The organism is Sphingobium sp. TB-6 (assembly GCF_012927365.1).
GTDB lineage: Bacteria > Pseudomonadota > Alphaproteobacteria > Sphingomonadales > Sphingomonadaceae > Sphingobium.
Window position 1 is genome coordinate 1 of record NZ_JABBGL010000008.1, and the last position, 25,878, is coordinate 25,878.

General features: G+C 63.9%; 24 protein-coding genes and 1 pseudogene. 10 read left to right on the plus strand and 15 right to left on the minus strand.

Annotated elements, in window-relative coordinates; all coding sequences use genetic code 11:
- Positions 1-110, plus strand: a pseudogene (locus tag HHL26_RS12490) (IS5/IS1182 family transposase); the annotation flags it as partial.
- A 3-nt stretch (positions 111-113) separates the two neighbouring features.
- On the opposite strand, the gene HHL26_RS12495 reads toward HHL26_RS12490, so the two are convergent.
- Positions 114-560, minus strand: coding sequence for a hypothetical protein (locus HHL26_RS12495; RefSeq protein ID WP_169576128.1), 447 nt, complete (start codon positions 558-560; stop codon positions 114-116).
- A gap of 150 nt (positions 561-710) precedes the next feature.
- Between HHL26_RS12495 and lexA the strand changes: the two genes are divergently transcribed.
- On the plus strand, positions 711-1,394 hold the full coding sequence (lexA, locus tag HHL26_RS12500) for a transcriptional repressor LexA (RefSeq protein ID WP_066555803.1): 684 nt from the start codon (positions 711-713) through the stop codon (positions 1,392-1,394).
- Here the strand turns inward: lexA and HHL26_RS12505 are convergent.
- A complete protein-coding gene (locus HHL26_RS12505) occupies positions 1,385-3,457 on the minus strand; it encodes a ComEC/Rec2 family competence protein (protein ID WP_066555801.1) in 2,073 nt (690 codons plus the stop codon). The genes lexA and HHL26_RS12505 overlap by 10 nt on opposite strands.
- 120 nt (positions 3,458-3,577) lie before the next feature.
- On the opposite strand from HHL26_RS12505, the gene gltX reads away from it, so the two are divergent.
- Both gltX and HHL26_RS12515 read left to right on the plus strand, forming a co-directional pair.
- Positions 3,578-5,032: a glutamate--tRNA ligase gene (gene gltX, locus HHL26_RS12510; RefSeq protein WP_066555793.1), complete on the plus strand. Its 1,455-nt coding sequence runs from the start codon at positions 3,578-3,580 to the stop codon at positions 5,030-5,032.
- A 17-nt stretch (positions 5,033-5,049) separates the two neighbouring features.
- Positions 5,050-6,336 (plus strand): citrate synthase, encoded by a 1,287-nt coding sequence (locus tag HHL26_RS12515; RefSeq protein ID WP_066561525.1) that lies wholly within the window; start codon positions 5,050-5,052, stop codon positions 6,334-6,336.
- A 255-nt stretch (positions 6,337-6,591) separates the two neighbouring features.
- Here the strand turns inward: HHL26_RS12515 and HHL26_RS12520 are convergent, their stop codons facing one another.
- The 4 genes from HHL26_RS12520 to HHL26_RS12535 form a co-directional block, all read right to left on the minus strand.
- Complete coding sequence (locus tag HHL26_RS12520) at positions 6,592-7,974, minus strand: HAMP domain-containing sensor histidine kinase (RefSeq protein WP_066555792.1); 1,383 nt, start codon at positions 7,972-7,974, stop codon at positions 6,592-6,594.
- Positions 7,974-9,071: a DUF2336 domain-containing protein gene (locus tag HHL26_RS12525; RefSeq protein ID WP_082748474.1), complete on the minus strand. Its 1,098-nt coding sequence runs from the start codon at positions 9,069-9,071 to the stop codon at positions 7,974-7,976. Before HHL26_RS12525 ends, HHL26_RS12520 begins: the two co-directional genes overlap by 1 nt.
- 46 nt (positions 9,072-9,117) lie before the next feature.
- Entirely contained in the window at positions 9,118-10,284 is a 1,167-nt protein-coding gene (locus HHL26_RS12530; RefSeq protein WP_066555791.1) for a hypothetical protein, read from the minus strand.
- A 77-nt stretch (positions 10,285-10,361) separates the two neighbouring features.
- On the minus strand, positions 10,362-10,664 hold the full coding sequence (locus HHL26_RS12535) for an Hpt domain-containing protein (protein WP_066555790.1): 303 nt from the start codon (positions 10,662-10,664) through the stop codon (positions 10,362-10,364).
- Between the two features lie 80 nt (positions 10,665-10,744).
- On the opposite strand from HHL26_RS12535, the gene HHL26_RS12540 reads away from it, so the two are divergent.
- Positions 10,745-13,417 (plus strand): hypothetical protein, encoded by a 2,673-nt coding sequence (locus HHL26_RS12540; protein ID WP_066555788.1) that lies wholly within the window; start codon positions 10,745-10,747, stop codon positions 13,415-13,417.
- Positions 13,418-13,617: 200 nt separating this feature from the next.
- Here the strand turns inward: HHL26_RS12540 and HHL26_RS12545 are convergent, their stop codons facing one another.
- Positions 13,618-14,616, minus strand: a complete 999-nt coding sequence (locus HHL26_RS12545; protein WP_066555786.1) for a D-glycerate dehydrogenase — start codon at positions 14,614-14,616, stop codon at positions 13,618-13,620.
- A gap of 119 nt (positions 14,617-14,735) precedes the next feature.
- Between HHL26_RS12545 and HHL26_RS12550 the strand changes: the two genes are divergently transcribed.
- A complete protein-coding gene (locus tag HHL26_RS12550; RefSeq protein ID WP_066561521.1) occupies positions 14,736-15,206 on the plus strand; it encodes an SH3 domain-containing protein in 471 nt (156 codons plus the stop codon).
- Positions 15,207-15,213: 7 nt separating this feature from the next.
- Here HHL26_RS12550 and HHL26_RS12555 read toward each other — a convergent pair whose 3' ends face one another.
- A complete protein-coding gene (locus tag HHL26_RS12555) occupies positions 15,214-16,740 on the minus strand; it encodes a peptide MFS transporter (protein WP_066555785.1) in 1,527 nt (508 codons plus the stop codon).
- Between the two features lie 138 nt (positions 16,741-16,878).
- Here HHL26_RS12555 and HHL26_RS12560 point away from each other — a divergent pair, with 138 nt between their 5' ends.
- Both HHL26_RS12560 and HHL26_RS12565 read left to right on the plus strand, forming a co-directional pair.
- Positions 16,879-17,457 carry a nitroreductase gene (locus tag HHL26_RS12560; RefSeq protein WP_066561519.1) on the plus strand — a complete coding sequence of 193 codons (579 nt, stop codon included), beginning with the start codon at positions 16,879-16,881 and terminating at the stop codon, positions 17,455-17,457.
- Between the two features lie 72 nt (positions 17,458-17,529).
- Positions 17,530-17,874 (plus strand): GntR family transcriptional regulator, encoded by a 345-nt coding sequence (locus HHL26_RS12565; protein ID WP_066555782.1) that lies wholly within the window; start codon positions 17,530-17,532, stop codon positions 17,872-17,874.
- Between the two features lie 127 nt (positions 17,875-18,001).
- Here HHL26_RS12565 and prsR read toward each other — a convergent pair whose 3' ends face one another.
- From prsR to HHL26_RS12595, 7 genes are all read right to left on the minus strand, one after another.
- A complete protein-coding gene (gene prsR, locus HHL26_RS12570; protein ID WP_066555781.1) occupies positions 18,002-19,366 on the minus strand; it encodes a PEP-CTERM-box response regulator transcription factor in 1,365 nt (454 codons plus the stop codon).
- Complete coding sequence (gene prsK, locus HHL26_RS12575; RefSeq protein ID WP_066555780.1) at positions 19,366-21,438, minus strand: XrtA/PEP-CTERM system histidine kinase PrsK; 2,073 nt, start codon at positions 21,436-21,438, stop codon at positions 19,366-19,368. The genes prsR and prsK overlap by 1 nt, the downstream gene beginning before the upstream one ends.
- Positions 21,435-22,823 (minus strand): TIGR03013 family XrtA/PEP-CTERM system glycosyltransferase, encoded by a 1,389-nt coding sequence (locus HHL26_RS12580; RefSeq protein WP_066555779.1) that lies wholly within the window; start codon positions 22,821-22,823, stop codon positions 21,435-21,437. Before HHL26_RS12580 ends, prsK begins: the two co-directional genes overlap by 4 nt.
- A 183-nt stretch (positions 22,824-23,006) precedes the next feature.
- Positions 23,007-23,258 carry a hypothetical protein gene (locus tag HHL26_RS12585; protein WP_066555778.1) on the minus strand — a complete coding sequence of 84 codons (252 nt, stop codon included), beginning with the start codon at positions 23,256-23,258 and terminating at the stop codon, positions 23,007-23,009.
- 48 nt (positions 23,259-23,306) lie between these two features.
- Positions 23,307-23,963 (minus strand): sigma-70 family RNA polymerase sigma factor, encoded by a 657-nt coding sequence (locus tag HHL26_RS12590; protein WP_066555776.1) that lies wholly within the window; start codon positions 23,961-23,963, stop codon positions 23,307-23,309.
- Positions 23,964-24,076: 113 nt separating this feature from the next.
- Positions 24,077-24,211: a hypothetical protein gene (locus tag HHL26_RS24500; protein ID WP_254911450.1), complete on the minus strand. Its 135-nt coding sequence runs from the start codon at positions 24,209-24,211 to the stop codon at positions 24,077-24,079.
- Between the two features lie 94 nt (positions 24,212-24,305).
- Positions 24,306-25,100 (minus strand): response regulator, encoded by a 795-nt coding sequence (locus HHL26_RS12595; protein WP_066561517.1) that lies wholly within the window; start codon positions 25,098-25,100, stop codon positions 24,306-24,308.
- Positions 25,101-25,182: 82 nt separating this feature from the next.
- On the opposite strand from HHL26_RS12595, the gene HHL26_RS12600 reads away from it, so the two are divergent.
- Together HHL26_RS12600 and HHL26_RS12605 are read left to right on the plus strand one after the other, a co-directional pair.
- Entirely contained in the window at positions 25,183-25,377 is a 195-nt protein-coding gene (locus HHL26_RS12600; protein ID WP_140404534.1) for a hypothetical protein, read from the plus strand.
- Positions 25,378-25,495: 118 nt separating this feature from the next.
- Positions 25,496-25,693: a NepR family anti-sigma factor gene (locus tag HHL26_RS12605; protein ID WP_346765578.1), complete on the plus strand. Its 198-nt coding sequence runs from the start codon at positions 25,496-25,498 to the stop codon at positions 25,691-25,693.
- Positions 25,694-25,878: the final 185 nt, after the last annotated feature.

A 25,878-nucleotide genomic window follows, 5' to 3' on the forward strand; every position in this document is an offset into this window, starting at 1 on the left:
GCAATCGTCGCCTCGCCAAAGACTTCGAGCGGACTATCAAATCCGCAACCGCGCTTCTCTATGCCGCCGCTGCCATCGTCCTCATCCGACGCATCGCTCGTTACGCATGAGATTCAAGACAGGCTCTTAGAAGGATCGGTGTTCATTCCTATGATAGCAGTTCCGGGGCCGATTATCTCGCAATTAATAAACTTCTTACCGTTGACACGCTTACGTCCAAGCGGCGCCAGATCGCGTAAATACAGCCTCTTATTCTGATAAACCCGCGCCATTGGATCAAAATCTAAGCCCTCCCCGTCCAGTCGTGCCCGATGCCTTCTTTCGACTCTCCAGAGCTGCGTCTTGGCGAATAGTGCGAAGGACATGCTGGTAAGTAAGAACGTCACCAAGCCGCAGGCTATCCATCCAAAAGCGCCGAATTGATTGATGAGGCCCACGCCCTGAGAAAGATAGGCCATCACGATGCCCAAAATCGTGCCCGGAACGATGGAGCCTGAAAAAGTGAATAGCGATGAAGCCACCGAGAGTAGGCGCTCCATTGATTGGCTGAACTTTGCCATCTTGCCCCCTTCATGCCGAATCTCCTTCGGCATGGGGATCGCATATAGCGGATATCGCTACTTGTCGGAAAGGGATAATAACCAGGCGCTTGACTTACCCCTTTCCGTTTCCTATGCGTTCCCCATACGTTCCAAGGAGGGCAAGGCGAGATGTTGACACCCAAGCAACAGGAATTGCTGAGCTTCATTCAGACCCGGCTGGAGGAGGGAGGCGTCTCCCCCTCTTTCGAGGAGATGAAGGAAGCGCTGGACCTGCGGTCCAAATCCGGCATTCACCGCCTAATCAACGCGTTGGAGGAGCGCGGCTTCATTCGCCGCCTGCCCAATCGCGCCCGTGCGCTGGAGGTGCTCAAGCTTCCCGACGCCATGCATCGCGCGCCCAAGCTCATTGCGCCGCTCAAAGCCCCCTTGGCGACCGGACCGGCGTTGATCACGCCGCCTGCCGCCAATGACATCCTTGAGATTCCGCTGCACGGCCGCATCGCGGCGGGCGTGCCGATCGAAGCGTTGGAGGGGCAGAATATGCTCTCCGTCCCCGCGGCGCTGCTCGGGACCGGAGATCATTATGCGTTGGAAGTGGCAGGCGATTCCATGGTCGAGGCGGGAATACTCGACGGCGACTTCGCGCTCATCCAGCGCACCGAGGTGGCGCGCGAAGGACAGATCGTGGTCGCGCTGATCGACGAGAATGAGGCCACCCTCAAATATTTCCACCGCGAAGGACAGAAGGTTCGGCTCGATCCCGCCAACAGTGCCTATGAACCGCAAATCTACAATCCGCAGCAGGTCCGGATACAGGGAAAGCTGGCGGGGTTATTGCGGCGCTATAACTGACGACCCGGCAATCCGCGCGGTCGACCCAAAGGCCGCGCGACCCAGGGATGCTCGTCATTCCCGGTCTTCACGCTGCGGATGGAGCCATGGTCGAGATCGATGGCAAGGCCGCCCGTTGCGGCCAGGGATCGTCGATCCACCTTCAACCAGCGCGGTCGGCAGACCCCCGGCAGGCGCCGATCGCTGACGACGATATCGACGCGCGCGCAATCCCGCGCCAATATGGCATTGTCGATCTTCATGCTGCTTCGCGTCAGCAGCAGGTTCCAGTTCCGGCCTCCGCCCGTCACGCGAACGGCGCAAAGATCGGGAGAACAGCGGGCTTGCGGCAACGCCGCCATTGCCTCCAGCGTGCCGTCATAGCCCGCGCTTTCCGCCATGACCTCCCGCACATAGCTGCCCGCCCGCCCGCGCAGCGTCGCCATGCCGTCATTCGCAGTCCGGACCGCGACATGGCGACCATCTCCCGTTATCAAGATGGCGGGTGGCGAACTGGTCACGATCATCACCACGCCAGCCGTCACTGGCATCAAACCCGCCCAGCGCCACCGGCTTCGCCATAACAGGCACCACAACATGCCTGACAGGATGAAGCCGAACACCACCCCCGATTGCCCGGGCGCCAGAACCACCGCCCCGGGGCTGGACGCCACCCCATGCGCAACCAGCAGCAACAGGTCCAGCGAGCGGGCGGTGAGCCACCAGAAGGGGGCGCCCCATCCGCCCATATCGAACAGCAAGGCCATCGCCTCCAACGGCATGACGACCAGAGTGGTGAGCGGTATGGCCACTAGATTGGCGACCGAACCCAGCATGCCCGCCTTGTGGAAATGAAAAAGCGCGATGGGGGCCAGCACCAGTTCGACCACCAGTCCCGTCGCCAGCATGCCCATAAGATTGCGGGCGATCCGGCGCCATATTTCTTCGTCCCGCGCCGACAGGAAAGCACGAAAGCGCGGATGCTCACCCAGCGACACCAGGGCGACCACCGCGGCGAAACTCATCTGGAAACTCGGCCCCACCAGCGCTTCGGGCCAGAGGATCAGCACCACCAACGCGCCCGCCGCCACCAGCCTGAGCGTGATCGCGTCCCGCCCCATTGCCAGCCCGCCCAGGACCAGCAAGGCAGCGACGCATGACCGCACGGTCGGCACTTCCGCACCCGTCAGAAGCGTATAACCGATACCCGCCAAAGCCCCGCCGCCCGCCGCGACCAGCATCAGGGGCCAGTCGAGCGCCGCCCGACGGCTCAGCGCCATCGCCCGCATCAGCAGGAAAATCACCGCCGCGATCAAGGCCGTGACATGCAGGCCGCTGATGGACAGAAGGTGAGCAAGCCCGCTCCGCCGCATCGCCGCGGCATCGACTTCGGAAATCGCGCCTTGATCCCCCGTAGCCAGAGCGGCGGCAATGCCTGCGCCCTTCCCCGGAACCCGTTCCAGAATATGCGCGAACAGCCGAGCCCTGAGCGGCGGCCCCGCCGTCGCGGGCCGCAGGACGGTGATCGGCCGCAGCACGCGCCCGGTCGCACCGATCCCGTCAAAATAGGCCCGGCGCGCGAAATCATAGCCGCCCGGCAGGCTGGGTGGTGCAGGCGGCATCAGCCTCGTCCGGAAGCGCAGGACCGCCCCCTCCCCGATACCCGCCGGCATCAGCGCATCGTCAAGATTGACGCGTATCAGAGACGGCAGCGCGGGCATGCCGATCGGACGAACCAGCACGCGACTCATCTTCTGCGCAGGGCGCCGGTCGACCGATCTGACCTCCCCCGTCAGCTCGACAAAAGCCGCCCGAGGCAAGGGCGGCGCGCCCCACATCATCGCCTTTGCCCAGACCAGCAGGCATCCTGCACAGGCCAAAAGGCTGCCCGCCAGGATCGCCTGACGCACCCGTCCGCCGATCGGCAAAACAAGCGCGGCGCATGCCCCCGCCAACATGGCGCAGCAAAAGGCAAGCCATTGCAATCTATTAGGCAAGGCGAACCAGGCCGCAATACCAACAGCCAAGGCAACCGGAACCCAAAGCGGCAGCCGCTCGCGCTCTTCCTCCAGCCAAAGTTCCAAGCCGCGCCGAATCCGTTCCGCCCTTGCCCGGGCGGAAGTGACAACGGAGGTTTGTCGTGGCTCGAAAGCCATGCTAGGGGGCGTCGCGATCATGGATAGGCCGGGTGGATATCAGGGCGAATGTCAGGGAATGAAGCGGTGAGTGCTACGGGTTCGAACAAACAGGTAGTAACCCGTTTTGCGCCCTCGCCTACCGGTTTTCTTCATATCGGCGGCGCGCGCACCGCGCTCTTCAACTGGCTGTTCGCGCGTCATCATGGCGGCAAGTTCCTGCTGCGGATCGAGGACACGGACCGGGCGCGTTCCACTGAGGAAGCCGTGACCGCGATTTTCGACGGCCTGGAATGGCTGGGTCTGGGCGGCGACGAACCCGCGGTCTTCCAGTTCGAGCGCACCCCCCGCCATGCCGAAGTGGCGAACCAGTTGCTCGCCGCCGGTCATGCCTATCGCTGCTATGCGTCGCCCGAGGAACTGGCGGAACTGCGCGAGCAGCAGCGCGCCGCGAAGCAACCCATGCGCTATGACGGGCGCTGGCGCGACCGCTCGATCGAGGAGGCGCCTGAAGGCGCACCCTTCGTCATCCGCCTGAAAGCGCCGCGCGAAGGCGAAACGGTGATCGAGGACGCCGTGCAGGGCCGCGTCGTCGTCCAAAATGCGGAGCTGGACGATATGATCCTGCTGCGCTCCGACGGCACGCCTACTTATATGCTGGCCGTGGTGGTCGACGATCATGACATGGGCGTCACTCATGTCATTCGCGGCGACGACCATCTCAACAATGCGTTCCGCCAGCTTGGCATCATCAAAGCCATGGGTTGGGAAGAGCCAGTCTACGCCCATATCCCGCTGATCCACGGATCGGATGGCGCGAAACTCTCCAAGCGCCACGGCGCGCTGGGCGTTGACGCTTATCGCGACGAAATGGGCATGCTGCCCGAAGCGGTGCTCAACTATCTGCTGCGACTCGGCTGGGGCCATGGCGATGAAGAGATCATCTCCCTCGACCGCGCCGTCGAACTTTTTGATATCACGGGCGTCGGCCGCTCACCTTCACGCTTCGACATCAAGAAGCTGGAAAATCTGAACGGCCATTATCTGCGCGAAGCCGATGATGCGCGCCTGGCTGCGCTGGTCGCGCCGCGAATCGGGGAAAGGCTGGGCACTCCCTTGCCCGAAGGCGCCGAAAAGCTGCTGACCGACGCCATGGCGTCGCTGAAACCCCGCGCCAAGACGCTTAACGAAATTGCGGAGGGGGCCGAATTCTTGTTCAAAAATTGCCCGCTCGATTTTGACGAGAAGGCTCTTGCTCTGCTAGACGACTCGGCGCGCGCGCTGCTGGGACAGACAGCCGACGCTCTTGCACCCATCCAGTCCTGGACGGTCGAAGCGATCGAGGAAGCAATACGCCGCGTGGCAGAGGATGCCAGCCTCGGGCTTGGAAAGGTCGCGCAGCCTTTGCGCGCGGCGCTGACCGGTCGCACGGTTTCGCCGGGAATTTTCGACGTCCTTTTCCTTTTGGGGAAGGCGGAGAGCTTGGAACGATTGGCCGCTGTGAGGCACGCATCGGCCGATTGAAGTATCAGGAGAACAGCATGTCGGATAATAATGCCACTTTGACCGTCGGAGGCGACGCGAAAGACTATGCCATTCTGAATGGCACGGTCGGCCCGCAGGTCATCGATGTTCGCAAGCTTTACGCCAACACCGGCATGTTTACCTATGATCCGGGCTTCACCTCGACCGCGAGCTGCGATTCGGGCCTGACCTATATCGATGGCGACGCCGGCGTGCTGCTGCATCGCGGCTATCCGATCGACCAGCTTGCCGAGCAGTCGACCTTCATGGAAGTCAGCTACCTGCTCCTCAACGGCGAACTGCCGTCCAAGAAGGAGCTGGAGGATTTCACCCGCACGATCACGCGCCACACCATGGTGCATGAACAGCTCACCACCTTCTACCGCGGTTTCCGCCGCGACGCGCACCCGATGGCGATCATGTGCGGCGTGGTTGGCGCGCTGTCGGCCTTCTACCATGATTCGACCGACATCAACGATCCGGAACAGCGCAAGATCGCCAGCCACCGCCTGATCGCCAAGATGCCCACGATCGCGGCCATGGCGTATAAATATTCGGTGGGTCAGCCCTTCGTCTATCCGCGCAACGATTTGAGCTACACCGCCAACTTCCTGCGCATGACCTTCTCCGTCCCGGCGGAAGAATATGAGCCCGATCCGGTCATCGTCGATGCGATGGACAAGATCTTCACGCTCCATGCCGACCATGAACAGAATGCGTCGACCTCGACCGTGCGTCTGGCCGGTTCGTCGGGCGCCAATCCCTTCGCCTGCATCGCTGCCGGCATCGCCTGCCTCTGGGGTCCGGCGCATGGCGGCGCGAACGAAGCGGCGCTCAACATGCTGCGCGAAATCGGCACCGTCGATCGCATTCCCGAATATATCGCCCGCGCCAAAAACAAGGACGATCCGTTCCGCCTGATGGGCTTTGGCCACCGCGTCTACAAGAATTACGATCCGCGCGCGACCGTGATGCAGAAGACCGCGAAGGATGTTCTGGCCAAGCTGGGCGTGAACGACCCGATCTTCGACGTGGCGAAGGAACTGGAGCAGATCGCGCTTCACGATCCTTATTTTGTCGAAAAGAAGCTCTATCCGAATGTCGACTTCTATTCGGGCGTGATCCTCTCGGCCATCGGCTTCCCGACCGAGATGTTCACCGTGCTGTTCGCGCTCGCCCGCACCGTCGGCTGGGTCGCGCAGTGGAACGAAATGATTTCGGACCCCGCGCAGAAGATCGGCCGTCCGCGCCAGCTCTACACTGGACCCGCGCAGCGCGACTATGTCCCGGTCGAAAAGCGCTAAGCGGCGCTGACAATGAGAAAAGAGAAACGGCGCCCGATAGGCGCCGTTTTTTTTCAGCCGGAACATGTGATGTTTTACAAAAATAGCCATTAGCTGCCATTGAGCGCATCCGTGTTCCTGCGAAGGCAGGAACCCAGTTCCGCCGCTTGTGGATCATCGCACCGTAGGAACTGGACTCCTGCCTTCGCAGGAGCACGCTGCGCTTCAAGGAAAACAGCGCGGAACAGAACGTCCGCTACCGGCCCTTCCCCTTGGCTACCCCGCAAAAACAGGAAGCAAAAGCGTAAAGTGCGCGCCCCCTTCCGGCGCGTCGTCGATGCGGATATCTCCATCCATCGCTCGCGCCAGACGCCGCGAAATATAAAGCCCCAATCCGCTGCCGCCCGCATCGCTGCGGCCCAGTCGCTCGAACTTGTCGAAGATGCGCTCACGGCTGTCCGCGGGAATGCCATCCCCCCGGTCCAGCACCGCAATCCAGGCTTGCCCGGCTTCCCGGCCAGTCTCGATCCGCACGGTCGATCCTTCGGGCGCATAGCGGACCGCATTGCCGACAAGGTTCATCAATATCTGTAAGGCACGGCGGAATTCCCCGACCGCAGGCTGCTTCACCTCCGGCGCGGGCGCCACCACGCAAATCCCGCGATCCAGCGCCTTGACCAGGAACAGCCCGGCGGCCCGTCTCCCTATGTCGGCCAGATCGATCTCTTCGGCTATCACGCTGAAATCGGGCCGGTCGATCGCTTGCAGATCGGCCAGATCGTCGATCAGCGCCATCAAATGCCGCCCCGCCGCCGATATGTCATGGGCATAGCCGACATAATCCGGCCGCAACGGCCCTTCCAATTGCGCACCGATCGAATCCGCATTGGCGATGATCCGGCCCAAAGGCTGGCGCAACGAGCGGTCCAGCCTTTTGCCGAACTCGGCGGGATAGAACACCACCGGCTCCGGCGCGGCGAGTGGCGCCGCCACTGCGCGATCCAGCGGCAGCGCCTTCCCGCGATAGCCCACCAATTGCCCGGCCAGATCGAACATCGGAAAGCCCGACAGCATGAAGCGCTGCGCAGCATCGCCGGTCAGCGCCGCAACCTGATCGCGAAAGGCGCGCCGCTGGGCAAAGCCGCGCAGGATCGACAGATCGCCGTCCGCATCCGGACGCAATTCGAAATAGCTGGTGAAGCGGCTGCCCGGCACGGGCGCCGCCGAAGGCAGCGCGCCCTCTTCGCCAAAGCCCTCCAGCACCATCTGGAACCGCAATTGCGTGTCGATCTGCCATGTCCAGCCGTCCGACAGGGCGGCGATGTGGGTATCCCGCCGCATCAGATCGACCGGCGCGACAGCCGGCTGCCGCTCATGCCAATCGATGACGGCAAGCTGAACCAGTTCCGCTTCCGGCCTGGCGCGCACCCACATGTCGATATCGCCGCGTTCCGCCGCAGCGACGACAGGCCGCGACAGCGCGATTCCCAGATGTCCAGCCAGCCGAACCATCGCCGCCAGTTGCGGGATCGCCAGCATAGTTCCCAAATCCCCCCCTGCCTCCTGCTGCAAGGCGAGCAAGGGCGCATCCGCACTCAGCAGCCGACCGTCCGCAGCGACTGTCGCCCGGATGATGGCAGGATGCGCCGGCATGTTCATCAACCGCTAATCCGCAGCAGATGATCGAGCTTGGCCCGCAGCGCCGCGGGCGCGCGCAGGGCGTTCACCGCCGCATCCGCCTGCGCCATGGTGAGATCCTGATAGCGCACCGCTTCCCCGACAATCGCCGCGTCGGACAGGGACGGCCGCACCGGCCGCAACGCCAGCAGCAAATGCCGGTAATCTGCATCCGATCCCCCGAGGGCGCGGCAGAGCGCGGCGACCTGTCCCACCGGCCCCATGACCAATATGTCAGCGACCTGCGCGCTCTCCATCCGCAACCGCCGTCCGGCCAGCGCCGCAAACAACAGAAATTGCCTCTGCCCCAGCGCCGCGCCCATCAATTCCGGCGCGTCTGCCCCATCGCCCAGTTGACGGACCAGCCTGTCGGCCGCCGCAATCGGTCCCAAAGCCTCATCATGCCGCGCGAGCAGCCGCTGCGCCGCCGCTTCGACCAAGGGCAACACCGCCTCGGGCTCCATCAGGCCGCTCCGCTGGACGATCGCCGCCAGGCAAGCCGCCGCCGTCCACAGCAATTCCGCGAAAAAATCCGCAGGCAGATCGGGCTGCATCGGCTGATCCTCCGCCGCCGTCATCAGCCATCGCCCCTCGGCCAACATCAGCGCCGCCAGCGCATTCCCCAAGGCAGGATCGTCGGCGGGAAACAGCGACTCCGCTTCCGATTCGCCGCCAGCGTTGCCATCGGACACGCCAAATTGGCGCAGCATCAGGCTGATCCCGCCCCGCATCTGCATATGGGCGAGTAGCGCCGGTCCCAGCAGGGTCGGCTGCGCGCGCAGGGTCGGCCAGCAGACAGGCCGCGGCCATTGCGCCAGGGCTGCTGCGATTTCGGGCGTTTCCTCCAGCGCCAAGCGCAATCCGATCTCGATCGCGGTCAGGCATCCGCCCAGATGCCGCCGGGTTTCCGCCACCAGCGCATCGTGCCGCTCCCGCCCCTCATCGGGAAAGAAAAACGCCAGATCAATGGCATGACCAACAGGAACGGCGGACATGCCCGCCATGACTTGCGCCATTGGCCAGCAGTCCGCCTGGGTCGGTCCGATCAGGGACGAAAAGGCGCTCATATCGGCCAGCATAATGGCACGTCGTTAAAATGCACTAAACCGTAACGAGCAAAATCGCTCAAACCCGCCGCAGCAGGATCATCGCTCCGGCAGAGGCAATGGCGCATAGCATCGCAAGATCGAACATCAGCGGCAGCACGCCCAAGAGCGCCCCCGCCAGCAACGGCAGCAGCGCGCTGGCAGGGGTAAAGATCGTCCACGGCCGCGCCGCGCCCATCTTTTGCCCGCGGTCGGCCAACTGGATGATCGCCAGCAGCAGCGCCAGATAAAGCGGCGTGGCGCCTTGCGCCGCCAGCGCTATCCCGCCCACCGCGAAAGCGGGCGCGACAAAGGCCGTCCAGCCCATGGGCAGCGGCCGCAACGCCATTTCGTCCAGCCGGTCGGCGGTTTCCGCCATCAACAGCGACAGCAGCAACAGGCAAAAGCCCGCCCCGGTCCAAAGCAGTTCGATCGGCACCAGCGCGATCGCACCCAGCGCCATGGCCGCGATCCGCACCTGCAGGGCGGGAACCTGCATGCGCATCAACGCCGGGCTGATCAACCGCGCGACCGGACCCAGCAGATAATGTTCCGCCGCGCCCCTTACCCGCCGTTGCCGCGGCCCGTGGGAGAGTACCGCCTGGGCCGCCAGATCGGCCTGTTCCTGCGCCTCGACCAGCGCCACCCGGCCTTCCAGCAGATCGTCCTGCGGCACGGTGACCCGCCGCGCCCCGGCCTGCACCGCGGCCCGCACCAGGGTCAGCGCCAGATCCCAGTCACCGATCATGTCGAGCGTGTTGAACAACAGGTCCGGGCTGACCCGCGCCAACCCTGCCCAGCGCTGACCGGCATCGATCCGTTCGAACGGCGCGCTGGCGCGGCTGTCGTCCGTCACCAGCAGGGCATTGCCCTCATGGCCCGCCATCGCCTCGAAATAGTTCTGTCCGATGATCGCTCCATCCGCGACCAGCAGCGTATCGGCGTCACGCGGCGCATCGCGCACCATCGACACCATGTCCCGCACCAGCGCGACGGCAATGCCGTCCGCCGACAGCCGGTCGACCACCTGCGACAGAGCCGGGGTGATGACGCTGACCAGGATCATCACCCGGTCGGCGCCCGCGCGCACGGCCTGCCGCGCCTGATATTCCACCAGCGTCTGCCCGGCGAAATGCAGACTGCCGCGCAGCGACCCGGCCGAATCGCCACCGGCCCGGCTCGCGCTGAGAATAGCCGCAAAAGTCATGCGTGATGAAACCGACCCGATCGTTGTTCTGCCACCTTGTTACAAGGCGGACGCGTTCACGCAAGCAGCGTCACGCATCACCCCCGCGCAAGATCGTCAATCAACGCCCGCAAGCGCCGCAGGATGCGCGGATCGCCGGGCGCGGCGTCGACCGCTTCATCGGCCATGGTCATCAGGCTGGTAAGGCCGAAACTGGCCGCCAGCCCTTTCAGCCGCCATGCGGCAAGCTGCCAATTGGCGTCGCAACGGGCGCGCCCGAGCAAATCGAGATGCCGCTGCGCGCTTTCCATGAAGGCGACGCGCAGATCCTCAATCAACGGCCTGTCGTCACCGACAGCAGCGGCCAAAGCCGCATTCAGGGCGCCTGGGTCATAGGACATGGGGTCAACGCTATCTGGCTTGCGTTAAGTTTTGGTAACAGGGCATTTTCGTGCGCGTAAAAGCTGCTAGGATAGCAACCATGAATGGGGGCAGCACAATCGTCGAATTCTGGCGGGACAAGGACGCAGCGGCCGATGACACGGCGCGGGCAGACGACAGCTTGCTATTGAAACAGGCCGTTTTGGATCTGGAGGACGAAGGCATCCCCATCGAAAATGGCGAGCGCGGCGTGCGCGGCACCCAATGGGCGCTGCTAGCCGCAGGCATCGCCTGGATCGGCTTTGCCGGCTGGGCCACGCTTTCGTCCGGGCAATGGCGGGCGGGGCCGGCGGCCTGGCCGAGCCTGGTCGCGACGATCCTGGTGCCGCTCATCCTGCTCGGCGTCTGCTATCTGCTGCTGCTGCGGAACAGCCGCAGCGAATCCCGCCGCTATCTCGACACCGCCCAGGCTCTCAGGACCGAGGCGGAACTGCTCGAACTGCGCCTCGGCCGAATCGCCGGTCAGTTGGAGACGGCGCGCCAGACCATGCAGGATCAGGCGGAACTGCTCGACAGCTATGGCGCGGCGGCCAGCAGCAATATGGAAGCGTCGGCCGAACTGATCGCGAGCCGCGCCAACAGCACCGCCGAACGCGCCGAAGCCGCCGAACGCGCCGGACTGGCCCTGGTCCAGCGGATGGAAACGCTGATCGCATCGATCCCCGAACTGGAGGATCGCGCCACCCGCGTGTCGGCGCAGATCATCGACAATGGCCATGCGCTGTCGGAACGCATCGACGCGTTGGAGGCGCGGCTGCATGCGCTGGGCGAACTGTCGGACGACGCCCGCGCGCGCACGCTGTCCGCGACCAAGAGCCTGTCGAGCCAGCTCACCCAGCTACAGGAAGCCACCCGTTCCGCCACGCAGGAGGTCACGGGCATGGCGGACTTGGCTTCGGGCCGGATCGAAGCGACAACGCAAAGCGCCCGCAAGGCGATGGAGGAAAGCTGGCTCGACATCGAGCAGAAGTCTGTCGTCCTGAGCGGGCTGACGGATCGAACGAAGGCGGACATCGCGGAGACGACTGAGTCCGTCATCGCCCTTCTGACGCAGGAATTGAACCGCGTCGAAATCGACGTGCTGCATCGCCTGGAAACCACCCATGGCCGGGCGCAGGAAACCATGGCGGCGGTCGATGCCAATCTGACGGCTCAGGCTCTGTCGCTCAAATCGCTGATCGAAGGCGCGCAGGCCGGGATCGCCGCGACCAGCCAGTCCGCGCTCACAATCCTGTCTCGCGATGCCGAGACCGTCGAGGCGGAACTGCGCCAGCGGGTCGAAGCCGCCATTGCGCAAACCCATGAAGGCATCAGGTTGACGGACGACGGCATCGCCCGTCAGACCGAGGCGCTGGAGACGCTGATCGCCCGGTCGCGCAACAGCATCGCCGCCATTGGCGATGAAACCGTCACCAATCTTGCGGATCATGTGGGCGAAATCGAAAGCCGCCTGCACCAGATCAACGATCTGGTGCAGGGTCAGCGGGCGCTCGTCTCCGGCCTGCAGGGCAGCCTCGACGATGCGGTCGATTCCGCACAATCCCGTTTCGCGGCGATGGAACAATCTGCGCTGGCCCGCAACGAGCGGCTGACCGAGGCGTTGAGCCGTCTGACCGCCGAAACGCAACGCATCGACTCGGCGCTGGCCGCCGGCGGACTGACCGCCGAAAGGCTGATCGGCAGCGCGGAGACGCTGATGATGGCGCTCGATTCCAGCGTGCGCGAACTTGATGAAACCTTCCCCGCAGCGCTTCAGCGGTTCAACGGGCGAATCGAGACCAGCCGTACCCTGCTCGACAGCGCCGCGCCGGAAATGGAGCGGCTGGAGGCGATTTCCGAGGCGCTGCTCGGCCGCACCCAGGAAGCGGAAGAACTGCTGCGCGGCCAGGGCCGCCGCCTGACCGAATGGCTGGAAAGCACGCAGAGCGGCGTCGACGCCAATCGCGAGCTGGTGGAAAAGCTGCGCACCGCGCTCGACAATGCGCATCAGGACGCCACCCGCATCACCGAAGGCGCAGGCCCGCTGCTCGTCACCGCCCTGCTGCGCGTCAAGGACACCGCCGACCAGGCGGCCGAGCGCGCTCGTCAGGCGCTCAGCCGAGCCATTCCCGAAGCGGCCGAGGCGCTTGCCGACGCGAGCGAAGAAGCGATGCGGCGCGCCATAGGTGAAAAGGTCACGGCGCAAATCGAGATGGTCGCCAAGGTGGCCGAGGAAGCCGTGAAGGCCGCTCATCAGGCCTCCGATCGCCTGACCCGCCAGCTTCTGACCATCGCTGACACCAGCGCCAGCGTCGAAGCGCGGATCGAAGAGGCCGAACGCGCCACCGAAGATCGCGACCGCGACCATTTTGCGCGCCGCTCCGCTCTGATCATCGAATCGTTGAACAGCACGGCGATCGACGTGTCCAAGATTCTGTCCAACGATGTGACGGATTCGGCCTGGTCAGCCTATCTGAAGGGCGATCGCGGCGTCTTCACCCGGCGCGCGGTCAAGCTGCTGGACGCCGGCGAGTCCCGCGAAATAGCCCTGCATTACGACAATGATCCTGAATTTCAGGAACATGTGAACCGCTATATCCACGATTTCGAATCGATGCTGCGGATCATCCTGTCGGCCCGCGACGGCAATGCGCTGGGCGTTGCGATCCTATCGTCGGATATGGGCAAGCTCTATGTCGCGCTCGCTCAGGCGATTGAGAGGCTGAGGCAGTAAGCGACCTGGAGATTGGAAACACTTCCGGTAACGGCCATTTCCGGACATTTTCGAAGTTCGTCATTCCCGCGAAGGCGGGGATCCATCTCCTGACCTAACCGCTTGATGCAACGCTGGGAGATGGATTCCCGCCTTCGCGGGAATGACAAAACAGGAAGCGTCCGCTCTCCACCCTTTCCACCATCCCACCGGCGACAGGTTCAGACCCAGCCTTCCAGCACCTGATTGGGTGGCCGGTGACCGTCGACCCAGCTCCGGATATTGGCGATCACCCGCGCCCCGGTGGCGTCGCGTCCCTCGAACGTCGCAGACCCCATATGCGGCAACAGCACGACGTTGGAGAGGTCCAGCAGCCGCGGATCGACCGCCGGCTCATGGGTATAGACGTCCAGCCCCGCTCCTGCGAGCCGTCCTTCGGCAAGCGCGGTGATCAGCGCCGCTTCATCCGTGATCTCGGCGCGCGACGTGTTGATCAGATAGGCATCAGGCCGCATCAGCGCGATCCGCCGCGCATCGATCATGCACCGGCTGTCGGCATTGAGCGGACAATGGATGGAAACGATGTCGCAGTCGCGCAGCAGTGAATCCACATCCGGATACCAATGCGCCTGCAATTCCTGCTCCACTTCGAAGGGCAGGCGGTGGCGATTGTGATAGGCGATGGAAAGGCCGAACGCCACGGCCCGGCGGGCGACGGCGCGGCCGATGCGGCCCATGCCGATGATGCCCAGCCGCTTGCCGCCGATGCGATGGCCCAGCATCCCCGATGGGCTCCAGCCGGCCCAGGCGCCGGAACGCACCAGCTTTTCCCCTTCGGCCAGGCGGCGCGGCACGGTCAGGATCAGCGCCATCGTCATGTCGGCGGTATCTTCGGTCAGCACGCCGGGCGTGTTGGTGACGATGATCCCCTTCTTCCGCGCTGCGTTGAGGTCGATATGGTCGACGCCGCTGCCGAAGCTGGCGATCAGTTGCAGCCGCTCCGGCGCAGCCTCGATCAACGCCGCGTCCAGTTGATCGCTGACGGCCGGCACCAGCACGTCGCACTGCGCCATGGCGCGGGTCAGCGCGGCGCGATCCATCGGCACGTCACCGATATTGAAGACTGTATCGAACAGATCGGCCATGCGCGCCTCGACATTGGGAGGCAGGCGGCGCGTGACGATGACGCGCGGCTTGGCGGGGCGCGGTTTCTTGGCCATGTCTGGCCGCTATTCTTCGTAAGCGCGATGGTCAAGCGCTTATCCCCAATGTGCAAGAGAGCGGTTGTCGGTCATAGGCGCGAGCGGCTATGGTCGCGGGGTCGCATGATGGGGAATATATGGGCATGAAGGGCTATCTGGGCGCGGGCATCGTCGCCGCGCTGTGCTGGACGGGCGGGGCATGGGCCGCGCCTGCGAAGCCGGTTCCCTATTGGGCGTCGTTGACGCAGGCCGAGGCGCGCATGCGCGTGGGGCCGAGCCTGGATTACCCGTCCAACTGGGTCTATCGCCGCCGCGACCTGCCGGTGAAGGTGGTGCAGGTGCTGGGCCTGTGGCGCAAGATCGAGGATTCCACCGGCACCCAGGGCTGGATGCATGTCCGGCTGCTCAGCGACACGCCCACCGCCATCGTCACTGCCGGCATCGCGCCGATGCGCAATTCCCCCCGCGAGGATGCCCGTCCTCTCTTCCGCGCGCAGAAGGGCGTGGTGGGGCGGCTTTCCTCCTGCGGCAAGGGCTGGTGCGCGTTCGATGTCGGCGGGCAGAAGGGCTTCATCCGCGAAAGCGATATCTGGGGGGCGACGCAGTAACGCCCGTTCAGGCGTTTTCCTCTCCAAAGCGATCGCTGTGCATCAGCCGCTTCACCAGCGGCGCCAGCGCCATCACCACCAGGCCCGCGCCCACGGACCACCAGCCGATCTGGCTGTAGACCGCCAGCACATCGCCACGGGAGGCCGCTCCCCCCTCTCCGCCCGTAGCCGCCGCGATCAACCCGGCGGCATATTCGCCCAGCGCCATGGCCAAGAACCAGATGCCCATCATCAGGCCGATCATGCGCGACGGCGCCAGCTTCGACATGGCGGAAAGGCCGACCGGCGACAGGCAGAGTTCGCCCAGCGTGTGGCAGAGATAAAGCAGGAAGATGAACAGCACCGGCGTCAGCGTGCCGGGCGCGCCGGTCCCCGCCACCAGGATCAGGAAGCCAGCGCCGACCAGCGCCAGTGCAATGCCGAACTTGGCCGGGGTGGAGGGTTCCCATCCCCGCTTCGCCAGCCAGATCCACAAACCCGCGATCACAGGCCCGAACATCAGGATATAGGCGGCGTTGACCGACTGGAACATCGACGCCGGGACATGGAAACCCAATATATGCCGGTTCGTGTAGCGATCGGTGAACAGGCTGAGCGACGATCCGGTCTGCTCGTACAGGCCCCAGAAGATCGGGTTGATGACCAGCAGGAACAGCGCCGCCAGCATCCGGTCGCGGCCGATCCGCTCCATCCGGCCAAAAGCCTCCCAGAGGATGTACAGCACGACGGCGACGCTCGCCGCCGCCAGCATCCAGCCGACGACTGCGTGGCTCTGGATCAGGAACCAGCAAAGCGCGATCGACGCCAGGCTGGACAGATAGACCAGCCATTCGCGGCTGATGACGCCGCCGACGCGCTCCTTCAGGCGCGCTGGATCGGGCGGCTCTCCCCGGCCCTGTAGCAGCGGCTTGCACAGCATGAAGCCGATGACGCCCGCGATCATGCCGACCGACGCCGCGCCGAAACCCCAATGCCAGCCCCATGTCTGACCCAGATAGCCGCAAATGACCGGACCGATGGTCGCGCCCAGATTGATGCCCATGTAGAAGATCGTATAGGCCGGGTCGCGCCGCATATCGTCACGCGGATAGAGCTGCCCCACCAGCGCCGACACGCTGGATTTGAGGAAGCCGGTGCCGGTGATCACCGTCGCCAGGCCGAACCAGAACAGGCCAAGGCCCATGGCGCCCGCATCGTCGCTTTCCATGCCAAGGATGATATGCCCGATGGCGATCACGACGCCGCCAAACAGCACCGCCTTACGCTGGCCGAGATAGCGATCCGCCAGATAGCCGCCCATCAGCGGCGAAATATAGATGAGCGACATATAGGCGCCATAGGCGTAGCTGGCGTCGCGGTCGGAAAAGAGGAAATGCTGCGTCAGGTAGAAGATCAGCAGCGCGCGCATGCCGTAGAAGGAGAAGCGTTCCCACATCTCCACGAAAAACAGCAGGAACAGCCCACGCGGATGGCCGAGCCAGGTCTTGCCTGTGCCCGCCCCTGCCCCGGCGGCGGTTGTAACGGAGGTCGCCATCCGGCCCCTTATCCTATCTTGTTGCGGGGCCTGCGGAACGCACCCCTTGTCGCCGCCAGCCTAGAGCCGAAATTATTCATCTGTCAAAGAGCGGCCATGCCCTTGCGTCCGATCAGCGGGCGAGCCATCTGGAGCGCCATGTTCAATGACCTCAGCTCTCCGCTCTCGCTTCTCCAGACCCGCAGATCCGGCAAGCCCCGCGACCTGATCGCGCCGGGACCGGATGCCGACCAGCTCCGCACGATATTGGAGGTGGCGCAGCGCACGCCCGATCATGGCAAGCTGACGCCCTGGCGCTTCGTGATCGTGCCGCTGGAAAAGCGCGAGGCTCTCGCCGCGCTGCTGGAGACCGCCTATCGTGCCGAAAAGCCGGATGCGGGCCGGCTGGAAATAGAGGCGATGCACCAGTTCGCGCATCAGGCTCCGACGCTGGTCGTCGCGCTTTCCGCGCCGGTGGAGGGCAGCAAGATTCCGCTCTGGGAACAGGAATTGTCGGCAGGGGCGGCGATCATGAACCTGCTCCACGCGACCCATGCCCTGGGCTTTGCTGGCGGTTGGCTGACCGGCTGGGCCTGCTATAATGAGGATGTGCGGGCAGCCTTCGCAAAGGGCAAGGAACGGATCGCGGGCTTCGTCTTCATCGGTACGCCGGGAAGAGAACAGGAAGAACGGCCCCGGCCAGAATATGACAATATAGTTTCCGTTTGGGATAGATAGTTACGTATCCAGCCTGACATGGCGCAAGAGCGTGGCTTGACCCGCACGGCTGTATTATGGCACTGATGCACCATGGCCGACGACTCCAAACCCGTCTATCTCCGCCTGCGGGAGATCATCGCCGCCTCGATTCTGGACGGGGAATTTCGAGACGGCGACATGCTGCCTTCAGTGCGCGCCCTGGCCGCGCAACAGGGCGCCAATCCGCTGACGGTGGCCAAGGCCTATCAATGTTTCCAGGATGACGAACTGGTCGTGGTGAAGCGCGGCGTCGGCATGTTCGTCGCGGACGGCGCCACGCGGCGGCTGCGGGATATGGAACGGGCGCGATTCCTGGATGCCGTGTGGCCTCCGGTGGCGGAGCAGATCAGGCGGCTGGGGATCAGCGCGGCGGATCTGGGAGTTGAGAGGGTTTAGGACCAGCACGCCGTGCTCCTGCGAAGGCAGGAGCCTAGTTCAAACGGCGCGATAATCCCCAAAGGACGGGACTGGACTCCTGCCTGCGCAGGAGCACGTTGCATTTTTGGGCCAATCGGAAGAACCCTCAATTCTGCATCCGATATTGCTTCAACAAATCATAGAGCGTCGGCCGGCTGATCCCCAGCACCTTCGCCGCGCCTGAAATATTCCCATCCGTTCGCGCAATCGCCCGGCGGATCGCGCGGCGGTCGGCCATTTCCCGTACCGCCTTGAGGTTCACCGCATCACCCCCTTCGGCCCGATCCCCGTCCAGATCGAGATCGGCGGCGGTGACATGCTTGCCATCCGCCATGATGACAGCGCGCTTCATCCGGTTCTCCAGCTCACGCACATTGCCGGGCCAGCCCCAGCCATCGAGCGCCGCCAGCGCATCGGGCGCGAGACCCTTGACCTGCGGATTCATATCCTTGGCGAAGCGGTTGAGGAAATGCCGCGCCAGCAGCGCCGGATCGCCCGGCCGCTCCCGAAGCGCGGGAATGCGCACCACGATCTCGGCCAGCCGGTAGTAAAGATCCTCGCGGAAGCTGCCCGCCGCGATCATTTCCTCTAAATTTTGGTGCGTGGCGCACACGATCCGCGTGTCAACCGATATGGGCTGGCGCCCGCCGATCCGCTCGATCACCCGCTCCTGCAGGAAACGCAGCAGCTTGACCTGCAAAGCCAGCGGTATGTCGCCCACTTCATCAAGGAACAGCGTCCCGCCCTGCGCCAGTTCGATCTTGCCCGGCGTGGTCTTGATCGCGCCGGTGAAGGCGCCCTTCTCATGCCCGAACAGTTCCGCTTCCAGCAGCGTCTCCGGGATCGCCGCGCAGTTGATCGCGACAAAGGCACCCTCGCGGCGCGGGCTGGCATCGTGCAGCCCCTGCGCCAGCAATTCCTTGCCGGTGCCGCTCGCCCCCAGCAGCAGGACGGAGACGTCCGCCCCCGCGACCCGCTCGATGGTGCGGGCGACCTTCATCATTTCCGGCGCGGCGGTGATCAGGCGGCCCAGCACGCGCCCGCCCTCCGGCGCGGTTTCGGCCAGCCGCGCATTTTCCTTTTCCAGTGCATGGACGTGGAAGGCGCGGCGGACGATCAGGCCCAGCTCATCGATGTCGACCGGCTTCTGATAGAAATCATAAGCGCCGCCCGAAATGGCATGGAGCGCGCTTTCCCTTGCGCCATGGCCGGATGCCACGATGACCTTCGTATCAGGCTTGATCCGCAGGATTTCCGCCAGCGTGGCGAAACCCTCGCTGGTGCCGTCGGGATCGGGCGGCAGACCCAGGTCCAGCGTCACCACATCGGGCGCCTGCTCGCGCAGCATTTCGATCGCTTCCTCGCGGTCGCCCGCGATGAAAAGCTGATATTCCTCATAGGCCCAGCGCAACTGCCGCTGAAGCCCCGGATCATCCTCGACGATCAGCAATTTCGGTCGCATGTCGCTCATCAGGCGGCCTTCCCCCTAAATTCTTCCCCCGAGGCCAGCGGCAGGCGCAGCGTGAAACGGCTCCCCACCCCCGGCTTGCTTTCCACGTCGATCCGGCCACCCATGGCCTGGGCCAGCGCCCGCGCCTCGAACGCGCCGATACCGAAACCACCCGTCTTGCTGGACGAAAAGGGCTTGAACAGCTCGCGGCGGATGAATTCCGCAGTCATGCCCCGGCCCTGGTCCACGACGTCTAACGCTGCATTTTCGGCCTCAACCGACAGACGCAATTCCACAGGACTATCGGGCCTGCTGGCGTCGATTGCGTTCTGGAGCAGATGAATCACGATCTGCTCGACCCGCGCCGGATCGGCCAGCACCTGCGGCGCATCGCCCGTGACGCGTATCTCATGCTGGCGCGAACGGGTGCGCGCCACCTGCTGCGCCACCTCGAGCAGCGCCATGGGACGCGGTTCTTCCGCCCGGCCCTTGTTATGTTGCGACAGGCGGGCAAGCATGTCGTTCATCTTGCCCACCGACTCTTGCAGCGTCAGCACCATGTCAGCGCGGAAGTCCGGATTGTCGGCATGCCGCTCCGCATTGCGGGCGAGCAGCGAAAGCTGGCTCACCAGATTTTTCACGTCATGGATGATGAAGGCGAAGCGGCGGTTGAACTCCTCGAAACGCTGGGCATCGTCCAGCGCCTGCTGCCCCTGCGCCTCGCTCAGATAGCTGGCGGCCTGCCGTCCGGCGGCGCGCAGCATGTCGAAATCCTCCCAGTCGAGCCGCCGGTCGATCGGCGGCCGGGCGAGCAGGATGGCACCGATCAGCCGACCGAAATGAATGAGCGGCACCAGCGCCCAGGCGCGGCGATCGAGGCTCATCCAGCCGGGCGCGCTGATTTCTCCCGCGCCGCTTGGCGGGCGATCGATGTCGATGATCCAGCCGCTCTGTTCGATCAGTGCGGCGAGCGGTGCGGGCACCACTGCCCCATCGGGCATCTCGCCGGGCCAATTCCACTGCGTCTCGAACGCCAGCGCGCCATCCTCCGCCCGCAGCATCAGCACGGCGGCGGGGGAATCGGTGATGTCGGCCACCGCCTTCGCCACCCGCTCTCCCAAAGGCAGGGCATTGTCGCCCGGACGCCCTATCGTGTCACCGAAGCGCATCCATTCAGTGCGATAATCATAGCGGTGCTGGAAGAAATGCTTGGCCACCTGCACCTTCCAGAAGGCGCGTATCCGGCGGGAGGGGAGCAGCACCAAGGCGCTGACCGCCATGAAGAAGACGCAGCCGATTTCGACGACCCGCGCATAGGGGCCGGCGACCAGTTCCACCAGCACCGCCGCTGCCGCCAGCACCACGACATACAGCGCGATCGCCGCCAGCGAGAGCGACTGCAAGGTCAGCGCGCGCGACAATTGCAGCCGCCCCGCCATGTCGTTGCGCATCCCCGCCGCGATTACTGGCGCGAGCAGCGCCATCATCGGCCCGCGCAGCGCGTAAAGCTCGTTGGCGCGGTGCATGGCGAAGGTGGCGATGGCATAGAGGTTGAGATCATAGGTCCACATCGCCGCCAACGCGCCCAGCAGCAGCGCCACCCGCCCCCGTTCCCGCGTCGGCCAACTGATGTAGAGATGATGGACCAGCATCAGGCTGCCGATCGCGGTCATCATGTGCAGCACCAGCGAAACATGGGTGAGTGCGCGATGCAGGTCGCTGGACGAAGGCAATTGCCGCCAGATGAGGTCGGTGAAGGTCTGGAGCAGGATGATTCCCGCCACGGCGGCGTAAACCGATCCGATCGCCACCAGCGATCCTCCGCGGGTTGCCCCATTCCGCCGCAGCATGGCGAACAGCAACAGCAGCCAGGCGGCGTTGCGGATGTTCTCGCCAATGCCGGTCAGCGGCTTTTCCACCCCGCCGAAGGAGACGTAGAGCGACCAGCAGGAAGTGAGCAGCAGCGCGGCGGCCAGCAGCCGCTGTTCGGCCGCCTCTTCCCGGCGGCGCAGGATGAAGATGCCCAGCGCCGCGAACAGCACGGCGGCCAGGGCATGGCCCCAATCCCCGACGAATTGCAGCAGCATGCTCATCGCGCGCCCTCTGGCCAGAGGATGACGCGCAGGGTCTGGATCAGGATCAGCAGGTCCAGGAAGGGCGTGTAATTCTTGGCGTAATAAAGGTCATATTCCAGCTTGTGCCGGGCATCCTCTATCGACGCGCCATAGGGATAGTTGATCTGCGCCCAGCCGGTGATGCCGGGCTTCACCATATGCCGCTCGGCATAATAGCGCAGATGCTGTTCCAGATCCTCGACGAACTGGCGGCGTTCGGGACGCGGGCCGACAAAGCTCATCTCGCCCTTCAGCACCGTCCAGGTCTGGGGCAGTTCGTCGATGCGCAGCTTGCGCAGCCAGTAGCCGAGGCGCGTGATGCGCGGATCGTCCTTTTCCGCCCATACCGCCTGGCCGGACGATTCCGCATCCTGCCGCATGGTACGCAGCTTCACGATCCAGAATTCCTCGCCGAACAGGCCGACGCGCTGCTGGCGGTAGAAAGCGGAGCCTTTGCTGTCGAGCTTCACCAGGATCGCCGCCAGCAGGATGATGGGGCCGGTCAGCAGCAGCAGGATGGAACTGGCGATGATGTCGAACAGCCGCTTGGCGATGCTGGAAATCCGGCGGCCGGCGGAAAAGCCGTCGGAGAAGATCAGCCAGCTCGGATTCACGCTATCCAGGTCGACGCGGCCGGTTTCGCGTTCCAGAAAGGTCGATATCTCGTTCACATGGACGCCGGTGGTCTTGATGCGCAACAGGTCGCCCAGCGGCAGCGCGTTGCGCCGCTCCTCCAGCGCCAGCACGACCTCGCTCGCGGCCAGGCGGACCACGAAATCAGCGAGATTGTAAATGGCGCCGCGGTTGATCGCTTCGGGGATGACCTGCGAGCCGTCGTTCATCGCGATATAGCCGACGATGAGAAAGCCCGAGCCCTTGCGCTGTTCAATCTCCCTGATGCGGGCGGCACGATTGCCCGCGCCCAGCACGACCAGCCGCCGCTTGAACGCCTCGCCGCCCAGCATCGACCCCAGAAGGATGCGGATCGCCAGCAGCATAGCGATGGCCAGCCCCATGGCGTAGAGCGAATTGGATCGCCAGAGCGTGATGTCCGGAAGCAGGAAATGCATGACCGACAGGAACAGCACGCCCAGCGAAATCGCGACCAGCAACCGCGCCAGTGCATAACGGATCGATTGCAGCGCCTCCGGGCCATAGACGCCGACGGCGATCATCGCCGTCTGGATCGCGATGCCGAAGCTGACGAGCGGCCCGATGCGCGTGGTTACATGATCGACATTCATGCCGATCTGATGCGCGCGCAAAATCCAGCCGCCTTCCGCCGCGCCGATCAGCAGCAGGAAGTCCAGCAGACCGAGCAGCAACACCGCATGCGGCACATAATGTTTGAACAATCTTATCATTCGTCGCGCGTTTCCCGCTGCGCCCGGCGGGCAGGCCATCGCCGGATCGCCTTACAGGTGCTGTAAGGCGATCCGACACCGCCGGGGACAATGCACGACAATCACAAAGATTTTCTGAACGGGAGCCTATGTCTTATCAATGCCGCAAAATGGTGTCGGCGGGCATGGGCATGCAAGGACGCTTCAATCATGATTTCGAAGCGTATCCGCCGCATTCTTCGCCGCATCGCCCACCACATGGGCCGCGCTGTCGACAGACCCGGCCGCTTCCGTCAGAGTATCGGCCCGGCGATCATCCCGTTCCTTGGTCATGTAGAAAAAGCCGATCGCCAGGATCAGGGCGATGGCCACCAAAAGGAAGATGATCAAGCTGCCGCGCGACCGGCCCGGTACGGAAGCCGGTTCGTAGGATTCATCCTTACGCCCCTCGTCCATTCTCCTTCTCCCGATCCTCACATCCAGAGGTGGAGAGTGTAACACAGATCATTCCAGGTCGGAGTCGGTATCTTCGCTCACTTCCCTGGCTTCGCGGCCACGGCTCAACCGGTCGACATCGTCCATGATCTCGTCCAGCACCGACGTGTCGCTGGTTTCATGGCTGCGGCGCGAAGGCAGTTCGCCATTTTCCAATATCTGTTCCAGCGCAGCGCGGCCGCGCGCGACCCGGCTCTTGATGGTGCCGACGGCGACGCCGCAAATCTCGGCCGCCTCCTCATAGGCAAAGCCGCCCGCGCCGACCAGGATCAGCGCCTCGCGCTGCGGCTGCGGCAATTGCAGCAAAGCGCGCTGCATGTCCGACAATTCGACATGCTTGTCCTGCCCGGCAGGCGCGGCAAGCAGGCGGTCGGCGGCCAGATCGTCCCAGTCGCCCCGGAAACGGGAGCGGCGCATCTGGGAAAGATAGTGATTGCGCAGGATGATGAAGGTCCAGGCGCGCATGTTGGTGCCCGCCTGGAAGCGGCTGCGCGCGGCCCAGGCCTTCAGCAGCGTTTCCTGCACCAGATCGTCCGCCACATCGCGATTGCCCGACAGCGACCGGCCAAAAGCGCGCAAATGCGGGATCACGGCTGCCAGCTCGCGCTTGAAATCCGCGTCCGACAGGGTTTCGCGCTCCACATCCTGGCTTATGCCCTCGCTCATGGAAACAACCCCCTCACCGGCCGTCGCCCTCGCTGCATGAACGGAAGTCGTCAAAGCCATATGTGCGTCCGCATCCCAATTTTTTTCTTCTCAAGGACCAATTGCCGCAGCATTCAATAGCCCCATAATATCACAATCATCACGATGATCGCGAGTGTCAGCGAAATGCCCAGGACGTAACGCACATTATGCCGCGTAGAGCCCGCTCTGGCATCTTCGGTCGCAATGTGCTGTTCCTGTTCAGCCATCAAGCTTCTCCCGATCGTTACGCATCAATAACGCGAGTCGCGGATCGGGGTTCCCGCTTTTTCCGGCCTAATTTTAGAAAGCTGACAGCAACGATCAGGCCGGAGCCGTGGCTTCGTCGAAGAACAGCGCCTGGGAAATCGCCGCCTTGACGGTGGACCGCTGGAAAGGCTTGGTGATGAGGAAGGTCGGCTCCGGACGCTCGCCTGTCAGCAAACGCTCCGGGAATGCGGTGATGAAGATCACCGGCACGGAAAATTCGGCAAGGATATCCTTCACCGCGTCGATCCCGCTCGAATCGTCGGCAAGCTGAATGTCCGCCAGCACGAGGCCCGGCCGTTCCGCCAAGGCTTCGCGCACCGCATCTTCGCGGGTGACGGCGATCGCGGTCACTTCATGGCCCAGGTCGCGGACGATGGTTTCAATGTCCATCGCGATGATCGGCTCATCCTCGATAATCAGCACCTTGGCGAGGGTCTGAGACTCGATCTCGCTCAGCGCTTCCTTGACCAGCGCCTCGACGTCATCGCTCTCCAGACCGATGAGATAGCCGACATCGTCGACGGTGAACCCTTCCAGCGCCGTGAGGAGCAGAGCCTGGCGCGGCAGCGGCGTCAGGCGGGCCAGCCGCGCCTGCGCGATCGCTTCCTGCCCGTCGACGCCGGTCAGCACCGGCCCGTCTTCCAGATGGGAGGAAGACCAGATCGCATGGAAGGTTTTATAGAGGCCAAGGCGCGGGTCGACATTTGCGGGAAATTCGTCCGGCGCCGCCACAATGGCTTCGAGCGTGGCACGGACATAGGCATCGCCATGCGCCTGACTGCCCGTCAGCGCGCGCGCATAACGACGCAGGAAAGGAAGGTGGGGGTGGAGTTGCTGACCAAGCGACATCTGTAAAAAATCTCCCAGCCCATCGGGCGCCTTGTCATGGCTTAACATATGCGTCGAAACATTCGCCGGATCGGAAGGATGGATGGACGATGCCGATGTGGCAAGCCCCCCTTCCCCCTTTCAGAACGGAAAGGCTTTCGGCAGGCTTGCCGAAATCGCTCCCCCATTCCTGCACCGGCCTGCCCAGCGGGCAAAAAATGCTTCGCCAAGGGAACCAACAACCGGGGGATTTGTTTCACTGCCGTTCGGTTTTTTCGAAATCTTTGGAATTTTGTGATTTGATTTCCCAGACGTTGAATTGACGTCATAGGGGAAAGCCGCAAGAAGAGCAGGCTGGCATGATATTGATGGCTGCAGAGGGGCGTGTTTTGGTTGCTTCAACGACGGAACGGGATGTGACGGGAGGGGACAAGAAAGATGTCGGCACCAGCACTCCGGGTTCTGGCGTGAAGGGCGGCGTCGCCCGCAAGAAACGCGCATCCGCGGCGAAAGATGACGGCCAGGTCGCCAACGCCCTGCGTTCCGTTTACCAGCGGGCGGTGGATGAGGATATTCCCGCCGAAATGCTCGACCTTCTCAGCAAGCTGGACTGACTCTCCCTGATCAGCCGGACCAGAACAACCGGAGGGGATATGGCGCTTCTGGAAAAATCCGGCGGGCGGATGTTGCCTTCCTGGGAAAACCGGCGTTTGATGTTCAGCGTCAGATAATGGACACAAGCCCCGCACCGCCGCCCATCGAAGCCACGCCTCCTCCGGCCCTTCTCTCCTTCGTGCAA